Source organism: Streptomyces sp. NPDC006207 (assembly GCF_040613835.1).
In the GTDB taxonomy this organism is placed as follows: Bacteria; Actinomycetota; Actinomycetes; order Streptomycetales; family Streptomycetaceae; genus Actinacidiphila.
Window position 1 is genome coordinate 138,464 of the sequence record NZ_JBEXSX010000003.1, and the last position, 17,954, is coordinate 156,417.

Below are 17,954 nucleotides of genomic sequence, written 5' to 3' on the forward strand. Positions count from 1 at the left end.
TGGGTTGCCGTCTGCGTACGCCGTGGCTCAGAACCTGCCGCCACCGCCCCTCCGCCCGCGCGTCCCTCCGCCGCCGAAGCTGCCGGGGCCGCCGCCGAAGCCACCACCGCGGCCGCCGAACATGCCCCCGCCGGCCCCGCGGCCCATACCGCCGAAGATCTCCCCGAGCAGGATGCCGCCGAGCACCGCGCCGCCCATGCCGCTGCCCCCGCGGCGGCCGCCCATGGCGCCGCCGTACGGACTGCCGTACATGCGCACCTCCTGCTCGGCCTGCTGCTGCGCCGCGCGGGCCAGCGCATCCGCCCGCTGGGCCTCGGCGAGCGCGGCAGCGGGATCGGCGGGCGCCCCGGCTGCGGAGTCCAGCGCCAGTTCGAGGTGCCGCTGCGCCTCGGCGAGACGCGTCCTGGCCTCGCTGCCCACCGCCGCACGGTGGGTCGTGATGAAGTCCGAAGCGGCGCCCACGGCGCTGCGGGCGGTGAGCAGGGCCTGGTCGAGCAGGGAGCGGGCCCTCTGGTTGCCGGCCTCGTGTTCGCGCGCTCCCGTGAGGGCCTCCTCGAGGGCCGCGTCGGCCTCCTCCACGCGGCGCAGCACGTCGATCGGGTCGTACGGTCCCGCGGCGATCCGCGTCCGCACCTCGCCGACGACCGATTCGGCGCGGGCGATCCGGCCGTGCAGGTCGGCTGTGGGGATGCCCTCGGGCGTGCCGGCGAGCATGCCCCGCGCCTCCGCGAGGTCGGTCCCGGTCTCCGTCAGCGCGCCGGGCAGCTTGCCCGCCGCCTCCGCGAGCTCCTTGGCCAGGCGGCCGACGGCGTCCACGAACGTGCCCGCCTGGTCGATGGCGCCCTCGGCCGCCCGCAGATGCACCGCGGCCGTGCCGCCCGCGTCCGCCACGATGGCCTCGCGGGCCTGGCCGAGCTGGGTCCCGGCGAACACGAGCCGGTCCCTGGCCTGCTCGACGTGGCCCGTGACGGGCTGGACCGCGGTGGGTGCGTACCGCGTGCCGAGCGCGGTGAGCGTGGCCTGCGCGGTGTCGGTGCGGCCGGTGATGTCCCGCAGCTCCGCCTCGGCGTGCTCCAGCGCCTGGTGCGCGTTCTGCTCCAGCGCGCGCAGCCGGTCGAAGCCCTCCGCCTCCGCGTCGAGCCGGCGATTGGCCTCGGTGCACCGCGCGATGATCTCGTCCAGCATGCGGCGCTTGGCCGCGTCGTCCTCAGGCATCGCGTCGTCGAGCTGCTGCCGCAGCCGAAAGGCCGCCGTGAGCTGCGACTGCGCATATCCGAGCGCCTCGCTGTAGGGCGCGGCCGCCTCTTCGCCGAACTGGGCGGTGGCGAAGCCGAGTTCCTCGGTGCTGGTGCGCACCGCGTCGTCCGTCTCGACGAGCAGCTCCCTGGCCCGCTGGTCGAGTTCGGGCAGGGGGACGGCCTGCTTTCCGCTCGGGCCGGGGGACCCCCAGCCCTGGGTGGTATGGGGCCCGGAACGCTTCCTGCGCCGGGCGTACACGTACCAGGCGAAGGCGAGCGCGGCTGCGATCACCGCGACCGGCAGAACGAGATCACCCGCGCCCCTGTCGCTGCCGGCGCCACCGGGGTCGGCCTCGCCCGGGGTGATCGCCGGGGTGGGCACGGGCATGCCTGCGAGGACCGCGCCCATGCCGTCCGCCGCGCCGATGGCCGCCCCCGCCCAGTCGTTCTGCCGCAGCGCCGGTTCGACCGCGGTCTGCGCGACGTCTTGCAACTGGGCGTCGGTCAGCTGCGAGTCCTGGTCCACGGAGTACGCGTACTGCCGGTCGTGCGTGGCGACGGCCAGCAGTACGTCGTTCAGGCCGAGGCCGTTGCGCTCGGCGGTCGCGTCGGCCCAGTTCTGGGCTGAGCGGCCGGAGAAGTCACGTACGTAGGCGACGTAGAGCTGGACGCGGTGCACGTCGTCGAGATTCCTCAGTGCCGTCCCGACGGCGCCCTTGCGGTCGCCGAGCGCGTCCACCCTGTCCGTGATCTGGCCGGTCCGCGACAGCACGATCGGATCGTCGGCGCGGGCAACTGCGGCGGGCAGAACCAGCCAGCACAGCATTGCCAGTGCGCTGATCAAGGCGTACGCGGTACGCAGCGTGTGCGAGGTGCGAACGCCTCCGTGCGACGGTTCCCGGCTCCGGTGCGGCCTCACTTTGTGAGCGTATTACCCCTTCTGGCCCACCGCGACCGAGAACGCCCCGGGCTGGGGACGTCCGCTTGTGGGGGCTTGACCGTCGGACATCGCCATACGAGGGGCATCACGGCGTTCACGTCACTGCTTCCGCGAGCCAGTGACCCGTGCGGTGCCTCAGCTGGGTTTGACGGGGGACTTGGGCTGGGTGGGGGGTTGCTGTTGCTACGGTTGATCGCCCGTGCCGCCGCCTCCGCCGGAGGACTTGGGCGGGGCCGGGGGCTGTTCGGGCTGTTCGGACTGCTGGGGCTGGGAGGGGGGCTTCTGAGGCTGTTCCGGGGTGCCGGGAGTGTCCGGGGGCTTGGGTTGCTCCTGCGTGCCCGGGGACTTCGGGGACTTCGGTTCCTCCTTCGGCGACTGCTCCTCGCTCTTCGGGGATTCTTCCTTCTTCGGGGATTCCCCTTCCTCCTTCTTCTGCTCCTCGCTCTTCGGCGACTCCTCCTTGCCCTTCTCCGGCGACTGCTCCTCCGTGCCCGGCGACTTGGGCTCCTCCTGCTTCTTCTCCTCGCTCGGCGGCGGCGCCGTCTTCCCCGGCGGTTCCAACTGCGAGCCCGTGGACGGCGACGGCAGGACCGGCACCGGGGAGCCGGACGGCTGGCCCTTGGGGGGTTCGACCTTGTGGTCCTTCTTGCCCTCGACCTTGCCGCTGGGGCGCTCGAACCAGCGCTTGCTGTCCTGGTCGTAGAGCGTGAGCGTCTTCATCGGCTTGTCGGACGGGACGACCGCCACCAGGCCGGCCGCACGGAAGGTGTCCCACTGGCGGCCGCTGTACGTCGGCGTGCCGTTGACGGCGTCGGGCGAACTCAGCGGGTTGCCGCAGGTGCAGCGGACCACCGGGACGCCGTGGTCGTCGACCATGACGGGGGTGCCGGCCTGGAGGATCGCCTGGTAGTCGGTGGCCTTGCCGTCCTTGAAGCCGTGGCTGGTGACACGGGTGTCCCAGTTGAGCTGAACGGGCGTCAGCGCGCGCAGGTGGGAGGGGAGGTCCTGCGGCTCGACCTTCAGGGTGTCGGCGAAGGCCGCGGTGCGGGCCGGGTCCTTGGTGAGGTACGTGATCTGCTTCTCGACGTCGCAGGCGGACTCGTTCTGCTTGCCGCTGTAAAGCCCCGGGTGGGCACCGCTGACCTTGAGGGTGCCGCCCGGGGCCGAGGACTCGTTGGGGGTGATGGTGGGGGTGACCGCGGTGCCCGATTCGCCCGCCGTGGAGGGGGTGAAGGGGTCCGGGCCCGCCGCGGAGGCGTTCTGGAGGAAGATCTCGCCGCCGCCCTTGGTGCCGCCCAGGAAGGAGAAGGCGAAGATCACCGCGACCGCCACGACCATCGCGGTGCCCGCGGTGACGAGGGTCCGGCGGGCCCGCCACCACGGGGCGGGGGGTCCGCGGTGGCGGCCGGGTTCTCCGCCCGGTGGACCCGGTGGGCCCGGTGGCCTTGGTGGTGGCGGCGGGCCGGGGGGTGGCGCCGCCGGTGGGGGCGGGGGGCCCGGTGTCACCGGTGGGTGCTCACCCGACGGCCGGCCGGACAGGGGTCCGGACGGAGGGCCGGTGGGGCGTTCGGGCGGAGGAGGTATGGAACTCACGGCACTCTCCCCAGACGTGGGGCAGCGGGAATTGAGGTCGATTCCCGTGCGCCCTCCGATTCCATTATGTGCACCCTTCCGGAAAGGCGGCAGCGGGGCATCCGTGAAGCTGTTGCCGCCGCGCCGGCTTCCGTGGCGTGACCTGCTGCGCAGGTGGCCGTGCGGGTCGGGGACGAGAATCGGTACATGGAAGCAGTGGGATACACCAGCGCGAACACCGGTCTCTTGCTGATCGACCCGTACAACGACTTCCTGTCCGACGGCGGGAAACTGTGGCCCCGCGCGAAGGCGGTGGCCGAGCAGGTGGGGCTGCTCGACCACATGCGTGAGGTGCTCGCGGCCACCCGGGCCCGCGGTATCCGGACGTTCTTCGTCGCGCACCGCCGCACCGCCCCCGGGGACTACCAGGAGTGGGAGCACCTCTCCCCCGCCCAGGAGGCGACCGTCAAGGGGCAGGTCTTCGCCCAGGGCTCCTGGGGCGGCGAGTTCCACCACGACTTCCAGCCCGTCGACGGCGAGATCCAGGTGCACGAGCACTGGTCGTCGAGTGGCTTCGCCAACACGGACCTGGACTTCCAGCTGAAGCAGCACCGGCTGTCGCGCATCGTGCTGATCGGGATGCGGGCCAACACCTGTGTCGACACCACGGCGCGCTTCGGCCAGGAACTGGGCTACCACGTCACCCTGGTGCGGGACGCGATCGCCGCCTTCAGCCCGGCGGAGATGGAGGCGACCTTCGAGGTGAACGCGCCGGTCTACGCGCACGCCATCCTCACCACGGAGGAGTTCCTCGACGTGCTGCCGCCCTGCCCCGAGGAGTACGGGGCAGGGCGGTAGCGACGGGTGCGGGTCAGGGCTGCCGCGGGGCGGTGAGCCAGCGGTCGTACCAGGCCACGCTGCGGCGCAGCAGGTCCAGCAGGTGGCCGCGTCCACCGATCATGTGGCCCTCGCCGGGGTAGACGACGAACTCGTGGGGGACGCCGTGGTGGCGCAGGGCGCGGTGGAGGAAGTGGCCCTGGCTGACCGGCACATTGGTGTCGTCCTCGCCGTGGAGGATCAGGACCGGGGTGCGGACGCGGGAGGCGTACGAGACGGGGCTGACGCGGTCGTGGGCGTGGGGCCCTGGGCCCTCCCAGCCGATGCTGCCGCTGCCCGCCGACTCGCGGACGGCCCCCTGCTCGCCGGTCGCGGCCAGCATGCCCCAGTCGCTGATGCCGGCGCCCACGATCGCGGCCTTGAAGCGGTCGGTCTGCGTGACGGCCCACGCGGCCAGGTAGCCGCCGTGGCTCCAGCCGCCGATGCCGAGGCGGTCGGGGTCGGCGACGCCCTGGGCGACGAGGAGGTCGATGCCCTCGGTGATGTCGGTCCACTCGGCGCCACCGACGGCGCCGTCCGTCGCGGTGGCCGCGAAGGCGTGGCCGTGGCCCTCGCCGCCGCGGGGGTTGGGGAGGAAGACGGCGTAGCCGGCGGTGGCGAGGAGCTGGCCGGGTGGCAGGTCGATGTGGAACTGCCATGAGTCGCTGTAGCGCCCGTACGGGCCGCCGTGCGCGAGGGTGATCAGCGGGAAGGGGCCGTCCTCGCGGGTGCGGCCGGGCGGCAGGAGGAGCAGGCCGTCGAGGGCGAGCCCGTCGGAGGCCTTGTAGGAGAGGCGTTCCTGGCTGCCCCAGGGGATGTCGCGGATCTCGGGGCGGGTGTCGCTGATCCGGGTGAGCGGGCCGTCGGGCGGTCCTGCGTGGACGTCCTTGGGCTCGTACGCGGTGCCCGCGAGCACGGCGACCGTCCCGCCCGTACGGCTCGCGGTGAGCGCGTGGACGATGCCCGGGCGGGTGTGCAGGCGGCGGAAGCGCCGCTCGCCGGGGTCCAGCCGGAACAGCGCGGTGTCCAGGCCGTCGGCGAAGACGGCCAGGGGCGGGCCGTCGGCGACCTGGAGGAGTTCGGTGGGGCAGACGGTCATGCCGGCGGTCAGGTCGCGTGCCTCCGGCCGGGGCCGCTGCTCCGGGTCGGCCGGGATCGCGCGGTCCAGGACGGCCGGGGAGCCGACCAGGCCGGGCGGGGTGGTGGCCAGGTGGGCGAGGTGCCAGCCGTCCTCGGCCCGCCACCAGACGGGGCGCTGCGCCGCGTGCCCGGCGGGGCCGAGGTCGTGGACGGTGAAGGTGGCGGTGTCGACGAGGTGGAGCTCCGCGGTGAGCGAGCCGGGGTCCTCCTCCGCGCACTCCCAGGTGAGCACGGCCAGCATGCCGCCGTCGGGGCGCTCGGCCACCTCTACGACGTGCCGGTCGCCGAGGGTGCCGACGGTGCGGACGGCGCCGCTGTCGAGGTCGAGGAGGCGCAGACGGGCGGAGGGCTCGGGGCCCGTCCGCTCGGTCCACACCATCACGTCGTCGTCCTCGGCCTCGTCGGGTTCGTCGGCGGCGATCAGGGCGACGGTGCGGCCGTCGGCGAGCGGCAGGTGGTTCGCGATGCCGCCGGGCCAGGCGGTGAGGGCCTCGGCGGGGCCGTCGGGTCCGCCGTCGGCGGCGAGGCGTACGCGGTGCAGTTGCCCGGCGGTGACGAAGAGGACCGCCGCCGAGTCCGGGGTCCAGCGCGGGGCGCCGATCCAGCTCGTGCCGTCGGTCAGCCGGCGGGCCGGGGCGCCGCCGTCGGCGGGCACCGCCCACAGGGCACTGGCCAGGCGGTCCGCGATGGCGAGGGGCCGCGCCGTGTGGACGACCGTGCGGCCGTCCGGGGAGAGGGCCGGGAACACCGGTATGACGCTGTCCAGGACCGTCCGTGCCACGATGTCGCTCTGTACCGTCAATGTGCCCTCCGTAGCGTCCACTTGGGTCTACGCCTTCCTTCTGGGAACCGCGCACATCCTGCCGTAGCCCGCGACCCGTGGATAGGCTCGAAGGATCATGGAGCTGTCGCCGACGGCGCCGGACCGCCTCGCGAACGGCTGCCTCGGCGCCCTGCCCGCGGCTGGGGGTGACCTGCTCCCCGGGGTGCTGCACACGCGGGTGATCGCGCCGGAGCGCAAGGAGTTCGCGGTCGGGCGGTGAGGTCCGGGCTGCCCGGTACGGGCCCCTGGTGAGGGGTCGCTCCCCATGCTGTGTGCTGCGGCTGGGCGCGGGGAGGGAGCGACCGGGTGACGCTGGTGGAGGGGGATCCGCGGTCCGTCGGCGGGTACCTGCTGGAGGGCAGGCTGGGCACGGGCGGGATGGGGGTCGTCTACCTGGCCAGGTCGGTGTCGGGGAGGGCGCTGGCGGTCAAGGTGACCCGTCCCGAGTTCGCCGAGGACGCCGGCTTCCGGGACCGGTTCCGGCGCGAGGTGGCGGCCGCGCGGCGGGTCAGCGGGGCGTTCACGGCGCCGGTGGTCGACGCCGACGCCGACGCGGAACAGCCGTGGCTGGCCACCCTGTTCGTACCGGGGCCGGCGCTGTCGCGGCGGGTCGCGGAGCGGGGGCCGCTGCCGGCGGAGGAGGTCCTGGGGCTGAGCGCGGGTCTGGTGGAGGCGCTGCGCGACATCCACCGGGCCGGGCTGGTCCACCGCGACCTGAAGCCGGGCAATGTGCTGCTGGCGGAGGACGGGCCGCGCGTCATCGACTTCGGGATCGCCCGGGCCGCCGGCACCGAGCGGCTGACCAGGACCGGGACGGTGGTCGGCACGCCCGCCTTCATGGCCCCCGAGCAGTTCCGCGCGGGCGCCGTCGGCCCGGCGTGCGATGTCTTCGCGCTGGGTGCCGTCCTGGTGTACGCGGCGACCGGCCACGGCCCGTTCGACGGCGACAGCTCGCACGCGATCGGGTTCCGTGTGGTGTACGAGGAGCCGGACCTGACCGGGCTGCCGGAGGAACTGCACGCGTTCGTGGCGCCGTGCCTGGCCAAGGTTGCGCAGGAGCGCCCCTCGGTGGAGGAGCTGCTGGCCTTCCTGACGCTGGCGCGCGCCGGGGGATCCGTGCCGGACCCGGAACCCGCCCCGCCGGAGCCTGAAGAGCCGGAGGCCGACGAGCCCGGGTCCGGACCCGGCCCGGAGCGCTCCCCCACCCTGGCCGACCGCCCCCGGGACACCGCCACACGGGTCATCCGCCCGGTGCCGCGCCCCGGGGCGTTCGGGCCGCCGCCGGTGGACCGGGCGGGGCCCACCGGTCCGGTTCCGGCACCGCGCGGGCGGGCCCGCGGCAGACGGGTGGCCCTGGCGGCCGGCGCCGTGCTGGTCGCCGCGTCGCTCGCGGTGGGCGTCCCCCTCCTCGTCGACCTCGACGGCTCGGGCGGCAAGGACGGGGACGGCGCGGCGGCGCAGGGCCCTTCGGGGAAGCGGGGAGCGTCCTCCGCGGAAGCGTCCTTCTCCTGCCCGGGGGCCCGGGGCGCCCTGGTGGGCGGCGGGGCGAGCGCCGTGAGGGAGGCCGTGGAGGCGTGGACCGCCGGCTTCCAGGCGGCCTGCCCCCGTTCCACGGTCTCGTACCAGCCGACGGGCTCGGGCGCGGGAACGACGGCGTTCCTGCAGGGGACGGCGGACTTCGCGCTCTCCGACGTGCCGCTGGCGACCGGGGAGGTCCTGCAGTCCGGGAAGCGCTGCACGGGCGGCGGCAAGGCCGTCGACCTGCCGTTGCTGGCCACACCGGTGGCGGTCGTCTACCACCTGCCGGGGGTGGACGGGCTCGTGCTGGACCCGCCGACGCTGGCGAAGGTCTTCGACGGGCGGATCACCCGCTGGAACGACCCGGCGATCGCCGCGCTCAACCCGGACGTCGCCCTGCCGTCCCGGGCGATCACGGCCGTCCACCGGGCCGACGCCACCACCAGCACGAGGACGTTCACCGGGTACCTGCGGGAAGCGGCGCCGGACGCGTGGGCCTACGAGGCGACGTCCGACTGGCCGGGGAGCGGCGGAGAGGGCGTGGCCCGCGCGGACGGTGTGGCCGCGCGGGTCGCGCAGGAACCGGGGGCGATCGCCTACCTGGACTTCGCCTCGGCCGGAGGGCTCGACGCGGTACGGCTGGACACCGGGGCGGCCGAGCCGGTGGCGGCCGCCGTCACCACCGCCACGCGCGCCCTGGCCACCGCGCGGACGGCGGGGAGCGGCGGCGGCCTGGCGCTCGACCTGGCCGGCACGGGCCCGGCCCCCGGCGCCTACCCGATCACCCGGGTCGGCTACGCCGTGGTCTGCGACAAGGGCAACGAGCCCCGCCCCCTGGAGACGCTGAAGGCGTTCCTGCTGTACGCGGTCAGCGGTCCGGGGCAGACCGCCGCCGAGCGCCAGGGCCACGCCCGGCTGCCGGCGGCGCTCGCCGCGAAGGTGCGGGGCGCGGTACGAGGGCTGGGCTGAGCAGCCGGAGGCCGCCGGGGTTGTCGTAGGCGCTGGTGGCGGTTGGCGTCGGCGCCTTCGCGCCGGGTGCGGCACCGCTGTCGGGGCTCGGCTCCGGCCGCGTCGACCACGGGCTCAGCGGTTGTTCACAGCGGGCTTCGGGGACCGCGCGGCGGCGATCCACAGCGTGCTCGGTGCCCATTCCGTGAGCGGCCTGGGCCGCGGTCTCACGCCGGCCCGGTCGGCCGCGCCGTGGTCCGCGACGAGAGGAGGGAACGCGCCCGCGTGCCGCGCGCGGACGTGCGGGCCCGTGGGGGATGGCGACACCCGGGCGCATATGGTTAGGTTAGGCAAACCTAACCTACGTCTCGCGGAGATCCGGATGCGCAGCAAGACCACCGCCCCCCTCGCTCCCGCCCGGCCGACGCACGCCGAACGCATCCGGTCCGTCCTCGCCTCGGCCCACTCCATGACCGTGGTCAACGACCGGGAGCGCACGGAGGTGACCCGGCTGACGGCGCGGGCGCTCGCCGGTCACGTCCATCTGCACCCCCTCGAGACGGCCTTCGGCCCCGAGAGCACCCCGATCACGCTGGAGTTCACCGACGTCGCCCCCACCCCCGTACGCGACCGGGTGCGGGCCCGGGTGACCGTCACCGGCTGGACGGCCGCGCCGTACCGGGCGGACGCCCCGGACAGCCAGTGCATGCAGTTCGTGCACGCGAGGCTGGAGACGGCGGAGGGCACCGACTCCGTAGGCCTGGCCGAGCTGACGACGGCGGAGGCGGACCCGCTGGCGACGGCCGAGGCAGGGATGCTGACGCACCTGGTGGACGACCACGCGGAGCTGGTGCCGCTGCTGCTGCGGCTGGTGCAGCCGGCCCCCGCCCCCGGCGCGCGGCAGGTCCTGCCCGTGGCCGTGGACCGTTACGGGATCACGCTGCGCGTGGAGTACGCGAACGGCCACACCGACGCCCGCCTGCCCTTCCCGTCCCGCCTGCAGAACGCGGACCAGGCGGGGAGCCAGTTCCAGGCGCTGCTCAGCAGCGCCCGCCGCGCGTCGCACCGGGGACGGCTGTTCGCCGGCTGGTGACCAGGGGCCGCGGACGCCGCCCCTCCGCGACCCCGGCCCCCGTCACACCCCTCTGTCACATTGGAGGCGACCGGTTCGTCAGTGCGCCGAGGGAAGCCGGCGGAACGCGACGAGGGAATGGGACCGATGGACGACAAGGAGTTCCTGGCGGAGCGGTTCGAGGAGAACCGGGCGCACCTGCGGGCGGTGGCGTACCGCATGCTGGGGTCGCTGGCCGAGGCGGACGACGCCGTGCAGGAGGCGTGGCTGCGGCTGAACCGGGCCGGGGCGGACGGGATCGGGAACCTGGGCGGCTGGCTGACGACCGTGGTGGGCCGGGTGTGCCTGGACATGCTGCGCTCGCGGACCTCCCGGGGCGAGTCGTCGCTGGACGACGTACGGGTGCCCGATCCGGTGGTGAGCCGGGAGGACGCGGCCGGCGACCCGGAACAGGCGGCGCTGCTGGCGGACTCGGTGGGGCTGGCGCTGCTGGTCGTGCTGGAGACGCTGTCGCCCGCCGAGCGGCTCGCCTTCGTGCTGCACGACATGTTCGCGGTGCCCTTCGAGGAGATCGCCCCGATGGTCGGGCGCACGCCGGCGGCGGCGCGGCAGCTGGCCAGCCGGGCGCGGCGCCGGGTGCAGGGGGCAGCGCCGGTGCCGGACGCGGACCTGGGCCGGCAGCGGGAGGTGGTCGGCGCGTTCCTGGCGGCGTCGCGCGCGGGCGACTTCGAGGCCCTGGTGGCGGTGCTGCACCCGGACGTCGTGCTGCGCGCGGACACCGGCGCCGCCTTCCCGGGGGCGGCCCGGGAGCTGCGCGGCGCGCGGACGGTCGCGAGCCAGGCGCTCTCCTTCCGGCGGGCGGCCCTGCACGCACGGCCGGCACTGGTCAACGGGGCGCCGGGGGTGGTCGCCGTGGCGGAGGGCCGGGTGGTGTCGGTCATGGGCTTCACGATCGTGGACGGGCTCGTCGTCGAGCTGGACATCCTGGCCGATCCCGAGCGGCTGGCAGGGCTCGACCTGGCCGCGTTCGGCGAATAGCTCACTTGTTCGATTGAGGGGTTACCCTGGACGCATGACCGCACCGCTCCAGGGATCGCTCTTCGACCAGAGCGACGAGTTGCTGCTCGGTCCGCTGGACGGCCTCCGGCGGACCGGGCTCGGCAGCGGCGCATGGCTCGACCTGCTGCCCGGATGGCTGCAGGGGGCCGACGCCCTGTTCGAGGAACTGGCCGGCTCGGTCCCGTGGCGGGCCGAACGGCGGCAGATGTACGAGCGAGAGGTCGACGTGCCCCGGCTGCTGGCCTTCTACGGGGAGGGCGACGGGCTGCCGCACCCCGTCCTCGACGAGGCCCGGGCCGCGCTCGACGCCCATTACGCGGACGAGCTCGGCGAGCCCTTCGTCACGGCGGGGCTCTGCTTCTACCGGGACGGCCGGGACAGCGTCGCCTGGCACGGGGACCGGACCGGACGGTCGGCGACCCAGGACACGATGGTGGCGATCCTGTCCGTCGGCGACCCGCGCGACCTGGCGCTGCGGCCCCGCGGCGGGGCGCGGCCTCGATGCGGCTGCCGCTCGGGCACGGCGACCTCGTGGTGATGGGCGGCTCCTGCCAGCGGACGTGGGAGCACGCGATCCCCAAGAGCCCGCGCGCCGTGGGGCCGCGGATCAGCGTCCAGTTCCGCACGCGCGGCGTCCGCTGACCCCCGCCCCGCACCCCGGTGCCGCATCCGTACAACCTTTCGCCCGCGGCCGTGGGTCAACGTCTGCGAGGCCCGGGAGCGGGGTCCAGGGGATGACGGGGAGGGGCCATGGGGCGGGGACGGAAGGCGCGGCGCGCCGGGAGAGCGGTGGCGGCCGCGGTCGTGGTGGGCGCGGTCGTGCCGACGGCCGTCGTGGGGACGGGTGCGGGGAGCGCCGCGGCGGCGGCACCGGCGGTGGTGTGCACCTCGGGCAAGGCGGGGCTCGCGGCGAAGCTGAGCGCCGACATCACCGGTGCGCTGCGCGGCAGGACGGCGACGGTGGCCCTGTCGCTGCGGGACCGCAGGACGAAGACGGTGTGCACGCTCCGCGCGGACCAGCGGTTCGACTCGGCGAGCACGGTGAAGGTGACGGTGCTGGCCACCCTGCTGTGGGACAACAAGAAGCGCAACCGCTACCTGACGGCGCGTGAGGTGAAGCTGGCCACGGCGATGATCACCAAGTCGGACAACGCCGCGACCACGCAGCTGTGGCGGCAGCTGGGGGTGACCAAGGTGAAGGGCTTCCTGAAGGCCGCGGGCATGACCCGCACCGTGCCGGGGAGCAACGGCTACTGGGGGCTCACGCAGATCACGGCGAAGGACGAGCAGCGGCTGCTCGACCTGGTGACGGCGAAGAACGCGGTGCTGAGCGACAACTCCCGGGCGTACATCCTGAAGCTGATGAACAAGGTGGTCGGCACACAGCGCTGGGGCACCCCCGCCGGCGCCCCGCGCGGGGTGACGGTCCACGTGAAGAACGGCTGGCTGCCGCGCGCCACCCACGGCTGGCGGGTGCACAGCCTCGGGGCGTTCACCGGCTCGGGGCACGACTACTCCCTCACGGTGCTGACGCAGGACAACCGCACCATGAACACCGGGGTCGCCACGATCGAGGCGGTCGCCCGCGTCGTCCACCGGGACCTCGACCCGGCGGCCACCGCCGCGGGGACGCAGCCGACGACGCGTACGCCGCAGGAGGCGATCCCCGCCGTCCCGCCGGGCACGTAGCGGACCGGAACCGACGGCACGACAGGCGCCCCCGCGGGGGCGCCTGTCGGCGTTCGCGTGGGCGGTTACCGGACAGGTGTAGTCCTCACCTGACGTGTGCGGCCCGTCGCGCAGCGCGGCGGGAGCCCTCCCGCACAGCGGAATGAAAGGTTCCACACCGGGAATCGGGATGTCTTGTGAGACGGCTGTGGAGACCGGAATCCTGCCTTGCCGGTCACGGAACGGCCTCGGAATACTCGACGGCGTTGCTTGGCGTGGACACGCATTCTTTTCGGGGTGTGACGCCTTGCACCGCAAATTCCTCCGGGTTGGCGGTAGTTGAGCCGGCCCATCCCCCCACGTGGAGGTACAGGACTTGAAGCATCGTCGAATATCCGGGCGGAAGGCCGTGCTCGCGGGCAGCGGGGCGGCGGCCGTGCTGGCGGCACTGATCGTGCTGCCGCAGGCCAACGCGGCGCCGAGCCCGGCGCCCGCCCCCAAGAGCCTCACGCCCGCCGCCGCGGTGACCCTGGCCGCGCACCTCACCTCGCAGCTCGGCACCGAGGACACCGCGGGGTCGTACTACGACGCCGCGAGCGACCGGCTCGTCGTCAACGTGCTCGACGAAGCGGCCGCCGACACCGTCCGCGCGGCGGGCGCCGTGCCGAAGACGGTCGCCAACACCATGGCCGAACTGCGCTCCGCCACGCGCACCCTGGGCCTGGAGGCCCGCATCCCCGGCACGGCCTGGTCCGTCGACCCGCGGACCAACCAGGTGGTCGTGACGGCCGACCGGACCGTGTCGGCGGCCGGGATGGCACGGCTCGGCAAGGCGGTCGACGGGCTCGGCGCCGGGACCGCCCGGATTCACAAGTCGAAGGGTGAGTTCCAGCCCTTCATCGCCGGCGGCGACGCCATCTTCGGCTCCGGCGCGCGCTGTTCGCTCGGCTTCAACGTCGTCAAGGACAGGCAGCCGTACTTCCTCACCGCGGGTCACTGCGGCGTGGGCATCAAGAGCTGGTCGGACAGCTCCGGCGGACAGGAGATCGGCTCGGTCGAGGCCGCGACGTTCCCCGGCCACGACTACGCGCTGGTGAAGTACACCGGCACCGGTGTCGACCACCCCAGCGCGGTCGACCTCTACAACGGCTCGACGCAGGAGATCACGTCGGCGGCCACGCCGACCGTCGGCCAGGCCGTGCAGCGCAGCGGCAGCACCACCCAGGTGCACGACGGCACGGTCACCGGGCTCGACGCGACCGTCAACTACCAGGAGGGCTCGGTCTCCGGACTGATCCAGACCGACGTCTGCGCCGAGCCCGGCGACAGCGGCGGCGCCCTCTTCTCCGGCAGCACCGCGCTCGGCCTGACCTCCGGCGGCAGCGGCGACTGCACCGGCGGCGGGGAGACGTTCTTCCAGCCGGTGACGGACGCGCTCGAGGTGTACGGGGCCGAGATCGGCTGACCCCTCGCGGCGCCACGCAGCGGCGGCGCCGGACACCCCTCCCCGGGACCGGGAGGGGGTCCGGCGCCGCCGCCGTCGCCGTGGGGACGGGGCGAGAACGGGCGGGAACGGGCCGGTCAGCCCTGCCGGCCGGGGCGGAACTCGCGTACGGCGCGCGCCTGACGGGCGAGGGCGAGCAGCAGGCCGTCCTCGGTCCACACGGCGCTGTCCTCCACGGCCCAGCCGCCGCCTGCGTGCTCGGTGCGGCTGCGGACCAGGGCCCAGCCCTGCGCGGGCGCGGCGTCGAGGACGTCGGTGAAGTGCACGGTCAGCTCGGCCGTCGGCACGGGGCGGGGCTCGGTCCACACCGCGAACAGCGCGGGCGGCAGGGCGTCGGCGAGGACGACCAGCGCCTCGGCGTCCACCGGCCGCCCGTCGGCGAACCACATCCAGGCGAGGAGTTCGGCGCGCTCCCCGCCGGCCAGGGGGCGCGCGTCGCCGGCCGGGCGGATCTCCAGGTGGGCGGCGAACGCCGCCAGCGAGCGCGGCAGGGTGAGCGGCGGGCAGGCGCCGGGCGCGGGGACGTCGGGCACGGGCGTGCCGGTGCGGGCTGGGCCGGGTTCGCTCCGTCCGAACACGGCGGTGCCGGTGAGCGCGGCGGCACCGTCCTGCAGGGCGGTGACCGATGACACGGACGTGCGGTGCCCCTCGCGCAGGGTGGTCGCCGCCAGGCGCAGCGGGCGCTCGTCGACGGGGGCCAGGAAGTGGGCGCCGAGCGTGCGGACCGGGAGGCGCTCCCCCGTCCGCGCGGCCAGGTCGTCGCGCATTAATCCAGTGAGTTGGATATTCAAATCAACTCGACAGGAATCCCGGCGGGGTGACGGGGGCGGTCCGCACGGTCACGGAAGGCGACCGGGGATGGGTGGCCCACAGCGGCGTCCGACGGCGGGCACGTGGCCGGTTCCGGGACGCCGGTGGCGACAGGGCGTTCAGTGCGGCGTCGCCCGCGAGGGGACGTCGTGGTGCTGGTGCCCGCCCGTCGCGAGCATGCGGACCTCCCCCCGGTCGCTGATCTCCGCCTGGACGATGCCGGTGTCGTCGCTGTACACCGGGTGCCCCCCGGCACCCTTGCGCTCGGTGCGCTTGACGACCACGGTGTCGCCGGAGACGGGGAAGGTCAGATCGTAGGTTTCGGCATGACTCATGAGGGGAACCTCCTGTCTCCGCCCATATGACGATTTATGCCCAGAGAATCCCTGGCCAATGACACCGGTCATGACGTCCGCTGTGGCGCCGGGCCGACCCCCTGGGAGAGCATGGAGCGGTGTCGATCATCAAGGGGGAACGCATGGCGCACCTCACCCACCTCGCCGCTCCGGAGGGTGTCCCGCCAGGCACCGGTTACAGCCACGTCGTGTGGGGCGAGGGCCGGTTCGTCGCCGTCTCGGGCCAGATCGCGGTGGACGAGCGGGGTGAGCTCGTCGGGCCGGGCGACCCGGCGGCGCAGGCGCGCCAGGTCTTCGGCAACCTCGACCGCTGCCTCACGGCCGCCGGGGCGGACTGGGGCGACGTGGTCAAGCTGACCTTCTTCGTCACCGACGTCGCCTTCCTGCCCGCGGTCCGCGAGGCGCGCGACGTGTACGTCGACACCGAGCGTCCCCCGGCCAGCTCGGCGGTGCAGGTGGCCGCGCTCATCCGGCCCGAACTGCTCCTGGAGGTCGAGGCGTTCGCGATCGTCCCGGCCGCGTCCACGGCCCCGGCGGCCCGGCCGTGACACTGGTCCCGGAGCGGTTCAGCGTGGCGGCGGCGGCCCGGCGCCTGCCCCCGCCGGGGCCCGGCGAACCGCCGCGGCTGTGCCTGGTGGACACGGCGGCGAACGCGGCCGCCGCCGTCCACCTCGCGCCCGGGCTGCTGGACCGCGAGGAGCGCGAGCGGGCCACGGCCTTCCGCTTCGACCGCGACCGCACCAGCTACGTCACCGCGCACGTGGCGCTGCGCCTGCTGCTGGCGGCGTATCTGGGGACCCCGCCCGGCAAGGTGCCGCTGACCCGGGAGACCTGCCCGTCCTGCGGCGGCCCGCACGGCCGGCCCGCGGTCGAGGGCGGCGCGCCGCACTTCTCGCTCTCGCACTCCCGGGAGCTGACGCTGCTGGCCTTCGCCGCGACCCCGGTGGGGGTGGACGTGGAGGCGCTGCCCGGCCAGGAGGCCGTCGACGGCGTGTGGCGCTCGCTGCACCCGGCGGAGGTGGACGAGCTGGGCGGGCTGCCGCCGGTGGAGCGCCGCGAGGCCTTCGCGCGGGCGTGGGCACGCAAGGAGGCGTACCTGAAGGGCCTGGGGACGGGCCTGGCCAGGGACCCGTCCGAGGACTACGTGGGCTCTGGACCCGCCCCCGCCACGGGCCCCGAGGGCTGGTCGCTCTCCGACGTCGCCGTCGGGGACGGCCACCGCGCGGCCGTCGCCGTACGGCTGGCCCAGGGCCGGTCGTCCAAGTAGTGCCGGCCGCCCGGAGGGCGGGCCCCGCGGTTCCCCCAGCTCCGCTGGGAGGTACCCCCAAGTGCGGTGCATCGCAAGGCGGAGAGTCGCCCTCGTAGTGGGCTACTCGGACGATTCCACAACGCAGCGCGGGGCAGGCAGGACTTTGACGAATGGCCCTAGCGCGCGTACTCCTCGGCGAGGAAGCGCATGGTCTGGTCGACGAAGACCCGCATCTCGCGGGAGAGGTTCTTGCCCCGCCGCCAGGCGATCTGGGTGTGCACCTCGAAGGGCACCGGCCACGGGAGGGTCACCAGCGTGCCGGCCTCCAGGGCGTCGGCGACGGTGGCGGTCGGCAGCAGGCTGATGCCGAGCCCCGCCGCGACCCCGCGCTTGATGGATTCGATGGTCCCGAACTCCAGGAAGGGCAGCGACTCGCCCGTACCGTCGTTGAGTTCGGCCTCGAACAGCTCACGGTAGGCGCAGCCGGCCTCGGCGGAGATCACCTGGACCTGCCGCAGGTCATCGGTGGTGATCTTGTGCGCCCGGGTGAGCGGATGGTCGGGTGCGGCGACCACGGTGAGCGGCTCGGAGCCCAGGACCTCGGTCTGGACGCCGGGGTGCTGGGTCTCGGCCTCCATCAGGAAGCCCATGTCGAACATGCCCTGGCGCAGCGCGTGGCAGGTCTCGGCGCACAGGCTGGGCCGCAGCACGATGTGCAGGGCCGGGTATCGGTGGTGGAAGAACTCCAGTAACGGGGGCATCCGGTAGGAGGTGATGCTCTCCATCGAACCGATCGTCAGCACTCCCGAGGGCTCCTCGGAGCCCAGCGTCGCACCGCGCGCCTCGCCGGCGAGGGAGAGCATCTGCTCGGCGTACGGCAGCAACCGCTGGCCGGCATCGGTGAGCTGGATACGGCCCCCGAGACGGTCGAAGAGGTCGACGCCGAGCGACATCTCCAGGCCCTTGATCTGGGCCGTGACGCTGGATTGCGCGTACTTCAGTTCCGTCGCCGCCCGGGTGAAGCTGAGCAGCGTCGCCACCTTGTGGAACGTCGCCAGCTGCCGAATGTCCATTGACCCCTCCCGTGGTTCGGCTCGCGCCGGATCAATACTCCCTCCACAGGAAATCAAGCCGCCGGTGCCGGGCGCCAGAACTCCGGGTTGTCTGATCGAGGACAACGC

15 protein-coding genes and 1 pseudogene are annotated in these 17,954 nt (G+C 74.2%); 10 read left to right on the top strand and 6 right to left on the bottom strand.

Annotated features, from left to right (window positions below; translation table 11 throughout):
* Nucleotides 1-27 precede the first annotated feature (27 nt).
* On the bottom strand, nucleotides 28-2,064 hold the full coding sequence (locus tag ABZ312_RS03325; RefSeq protein ID WP_500436391.1) for a TPM domain-containing protein: 2,037 nt from the start codon (nucleotides 2,062-2,064) through the stop codon (nucleotides 28-30).
* A 297-nt stretch (nucleotides 2,065-2,361) separates the two neighbouring features.
* The gene (locus ABZ312_RS03330; protein ID WP_500436332.1) at nucleotides 2,362-3,510 is read right to left on the bottom strand and encodes a DUF6777 domain-containing protein; all 1,149 of its coding nucleotides are present in this window, start codon (nucleotides 3,508-3,510) and stop codon (nucleotides 2,362-2,364) included.
* 447 nt (nucleotides 3,511-3,957) lie between these two features.
* Between ABZ312_RS03330 and ABZ312_RS03335 the strand changes: the two genes are divergently transcribed.
* Complete coding sequence (locus ABZ312_RS03335) at nucleotides 3,958-4,608, top strand: cysteine hydrolase family protein (protein WP_500325399.1); 651 nt, start codon at nucleotides 3,958-3,960, stop codon at nucleotides 4,606-4,608.
* Nucleotides 4,609-4,621: 13 nt separating this feature from the next.
* Here the strand turns inward: ABZ312_RS03335 and ABZ312_RS03340 are convergent, their stop codons facing one another.
* Nucleotides 4,622-6,568 carry a S9 family peptidase gene (locus ABZ312_RS03340; RefSeq protein WP_500436334.1) on the bottom strand — a complete coding sequence of 649 codons (1,947 nt, stop codon included), beginning with the start codon at nucleotides 6,566-6,568 and terminating at the stop codon, nucleotides 4,622-4,624.
* Between the two features lie 97 nt (nucleotides 6,569-6,665).
* On the opposite strand from ABZ312_RS03340, the gene ABZ312_RS03345 reads away from it, so the two are divergent.
* The 7 genes and pseudogenes from ABZ312_RS03345 to ABZ312_RS03375 all read left to right on the top strand — a co-directional run bounded on the left by ABZ312_RS03345 (nucleotide 6,666) and on the right by ABZ312_RS03375 (nucleotide 14,319).
* Complete coding sequence (locus ABZ312_RS03345; protein WP_500436336.1) at nucleotides 6,666-6,809, top strand: hypothetical protein; 144 nt, start codon at nucleotides 6,666-6,668, stop codon at nucleotides 6,807-6,809.
* A gap of 86 nt (nucleotides 6,810-6,895) precedes the next feature.
* Nucleotides 6,896-9,076 (top strand): phosphate ABC transporter substrate-binding protein PstS, encoded by a 2,181-nt coding sequence (pstS, locus tag ABZ312_RS03350; protein ID WP_500436337.1) that lies wholly within the window; start codon nucleotides 6,896-6,898, stop codon nucleotides 9,074-9,076.
* Nucleotides 9,077-9,437: 361 nt separating this feature from the next.
* Entirely contained in the window at nucleotides 9,438-10,148 is a 711-nt protein-coding gene (locus ABZ312_RS03355) for a DUF2470 domain-containing protein (protein ID WP_500325407.1), read from the top strand.
* Nucleotides 10,149-10,274: 126 nt separating this feature from the next.
* The gene (locus ABZ312_RS03360) at nucleotides 10,275-11,165 is read left to right on the top strand and encodes a sigma-70 family RNA polymerase sigma factor (protein ID WP_500325409.1); all 891 of its coding nucleotides are present in this window, start codon (nucleotides 10,275-10,277) and stop codon (nucleotides 11,163-11,165) included.
* Between the two features lie 34 nt (nucleotides 11,166-11,199).
* Nucleotides 11,200-11,828, top strand: a pseudogene (locus ABZ312_RS03365) (alpha-ketoglutarate-dependent dioxygenase AlkB).
* Nucleotides 11,829-11,936: 108 nt separating this feature from the next.
* Nucleotides 11,937-12,875 carry a serine hydrolase gene (locus ABZ312_RS03370; protein ID WP_500436338.1) on the top strand — a complete coding sequence of 313 codons (939 nt, stop codon included), beginning with the start codon at nucleotides 11,937-11,939 and terminating at the stop codon, nucleotides 12,873-12,875.
* A 355-nt stretch (nucleotides 12,876-13,230) separates the two neighbouring features.
* Nucleotides 13,231-14,319 (top strand): S1 family peptidase, encoded by a 1,089-nt coding sequence (locus ABZ312_RS03375; RefSeq protein WP_500436339.1) that lies wholly within the window; start codon nucleotides 13,231-13,233, stop codon nucleotides 14,317-14,319.
* A gap of 116 nt (nucleotides 14,320-14,435) precedes the next feature.
* Here the strand turns inward: ABZ312_RS03375 and ABZ312_RS03380 are convergent, their stop codons facing one another.
* Together ABZ312_RS03380 and ABZ312_RS03385 are read right to left on the bottom strand one after the other, a co-directional pair.
* Nucleotides 14,436-15,125: an acyl-CoA thioesterase gene (locus ABZ312_RS03380; protein ID WP_500360077.1), complete on the bottom strand. Its 690-nt coding sequence runs from the start codon at nucleotides 15,123-15,125 to the stop codon at nucleotides 14,436-14,438.
* A gap of 162 nt (nucleotides 15,126-15,287) precedes the next feature.
* Nucleotides 15,288-15,503, bottom strand: a complete 216-nt coding sequence (locus tag ABZ312_RS03385) for a DUF6296 family protein (protein WP_499514004.1) — start codon at nucleotides 15,501-15,503, stop codon at nucleotides 15,288-15,290.
* Between the two features lie 143 nt (nucleotides 15,504-15,646).
* Between ABZ312_RS03385 and ABZ312_RS03390 the strand changes: the two genes are divergently transcribed.
* Both ABZ312_RS03390 and ABZ312_RS03395 read left to right on the top strand, forming a co-directional pair.
* Nucleotides 15,647-16,072, top strand: a complete 426-nt coding sequence (locus ABZ312_RS03390) for a RidA family protein (protein ID WP_500325572.1) — start codon at nucleotides 15,647-15,649, stop codon at nucleotides 16,070-16,072.
* Nucleotides 16,069-16,791, top strand: coding sequence for a 4'-phosphopantetheinyl transferase family protein (locus ABZ312_RS03395; RefSeq protein ID WP_500325419.1), 723 nt, complete (start codon nucleotides 16,069-16,071; stop codon nucleotides 16,789-16,791). Before ABZ312_RS03390 ends, ABZ312_RS03395 begins: the two co-directional genes overlap by 4 nt.
* A 158-nt stretch (nucleotides 16,792-16,949) precedes the next feature.
* Here ABZ312_RS03395 and ABZ312_RS03400 read toward each other — a convergent pair whose 3' ends face one another.
* Entirely contained in the window at nucleotides 16,950-17,846 is an 897-nt protein-coding gene (locus ABZ312_RS03400) for a LysR family transcriptional regulator (protein ID WP_500325421.1), read from the bottom strand.
* Nucleotides 17,847-17,954: the final 108 nt, after the last annotated feature.

What these genes read in the sequence shown, in the direction of transcription:
- ABZ312_RS03325 (WP_500436391.1), bottom strand. Translation starts at nt 2,064, where the DNA reads ATGCTGTGCTGGCTGGTTCTGCCCGCCGCAGTTGCCCGCGCCGACGAT.
- ABZ312_RS03335 (WP_500325399.1), top strand. Translation starts at nt 3,958, where the DNA reads ATGGAAGCAGTGGGATACACCAGCGCGAACACCGGTCTCTTGCTGATC.
- ABZ312_RS03345 (WP_500436336.1), top strand. Translation starts at nt 6,666, where the DNA reads ATGGAGCTGTCGCCGACGGCGCCGGACCGCCTCGCGAACGGCTGCCTC.
- ABZ312_RS03355 (WP_500325407.1), top strand. Translation starts at nt 9,438, where the DNA reads ATGCGCAGCAAGACCACCGCCCCCCTCGCTCCCGCCCGGCCGACGCAC.
- ABZ312_RS03360 (WP_500325409.1), top strand. Translation starts at nt 10,275, where the DNA reads ATGGACGACAAGGAGTTCCTGGCGGAGCGGTTCGAGGAGAACCGGGCG.
- ABZ312_RS03370 (WP_500436338.1), top strand. Translation starts at nt 11,937, where the DNA reads ATGGGGCGGGGACGGAAGGCGCGGCGCGCCGGGAGAGCGGTGGCGGCC.
- ABZ312_RS03380 (WP_500360077.1), bottom strand. Translation starts at nt 15,125, where the DNA reads ATGCGCGACGACCTGGCCGCGCGGACGGGGGAGCGCCTCCCGGTCCGC.
- ABZ312_RS03385 (WP_499514004.1), bottom strand. Translation starts at nt 15,503, where the DNA reads ATGAGTCATGCCGAAACCTACGATCTGACCTTCCCCGTCTCCGGCGAC.
- ABZ312_RS03390 (WP_500325572.1), top strand. Translation starts at nt 15,647, where the DNA reads ATGGCGCACCTCACCCACCTCGCCGCTCCGGAGGGTGTCCCGCCAGGC.
- ABZ312_RS03400 (WP_500325421.1), bottom strand. Translation starts at nt 17,846, where the DNA reads ATGGACATTCGGCAGCTGGCGACGTTCCACAAGGTGGCGACGCTGCTC.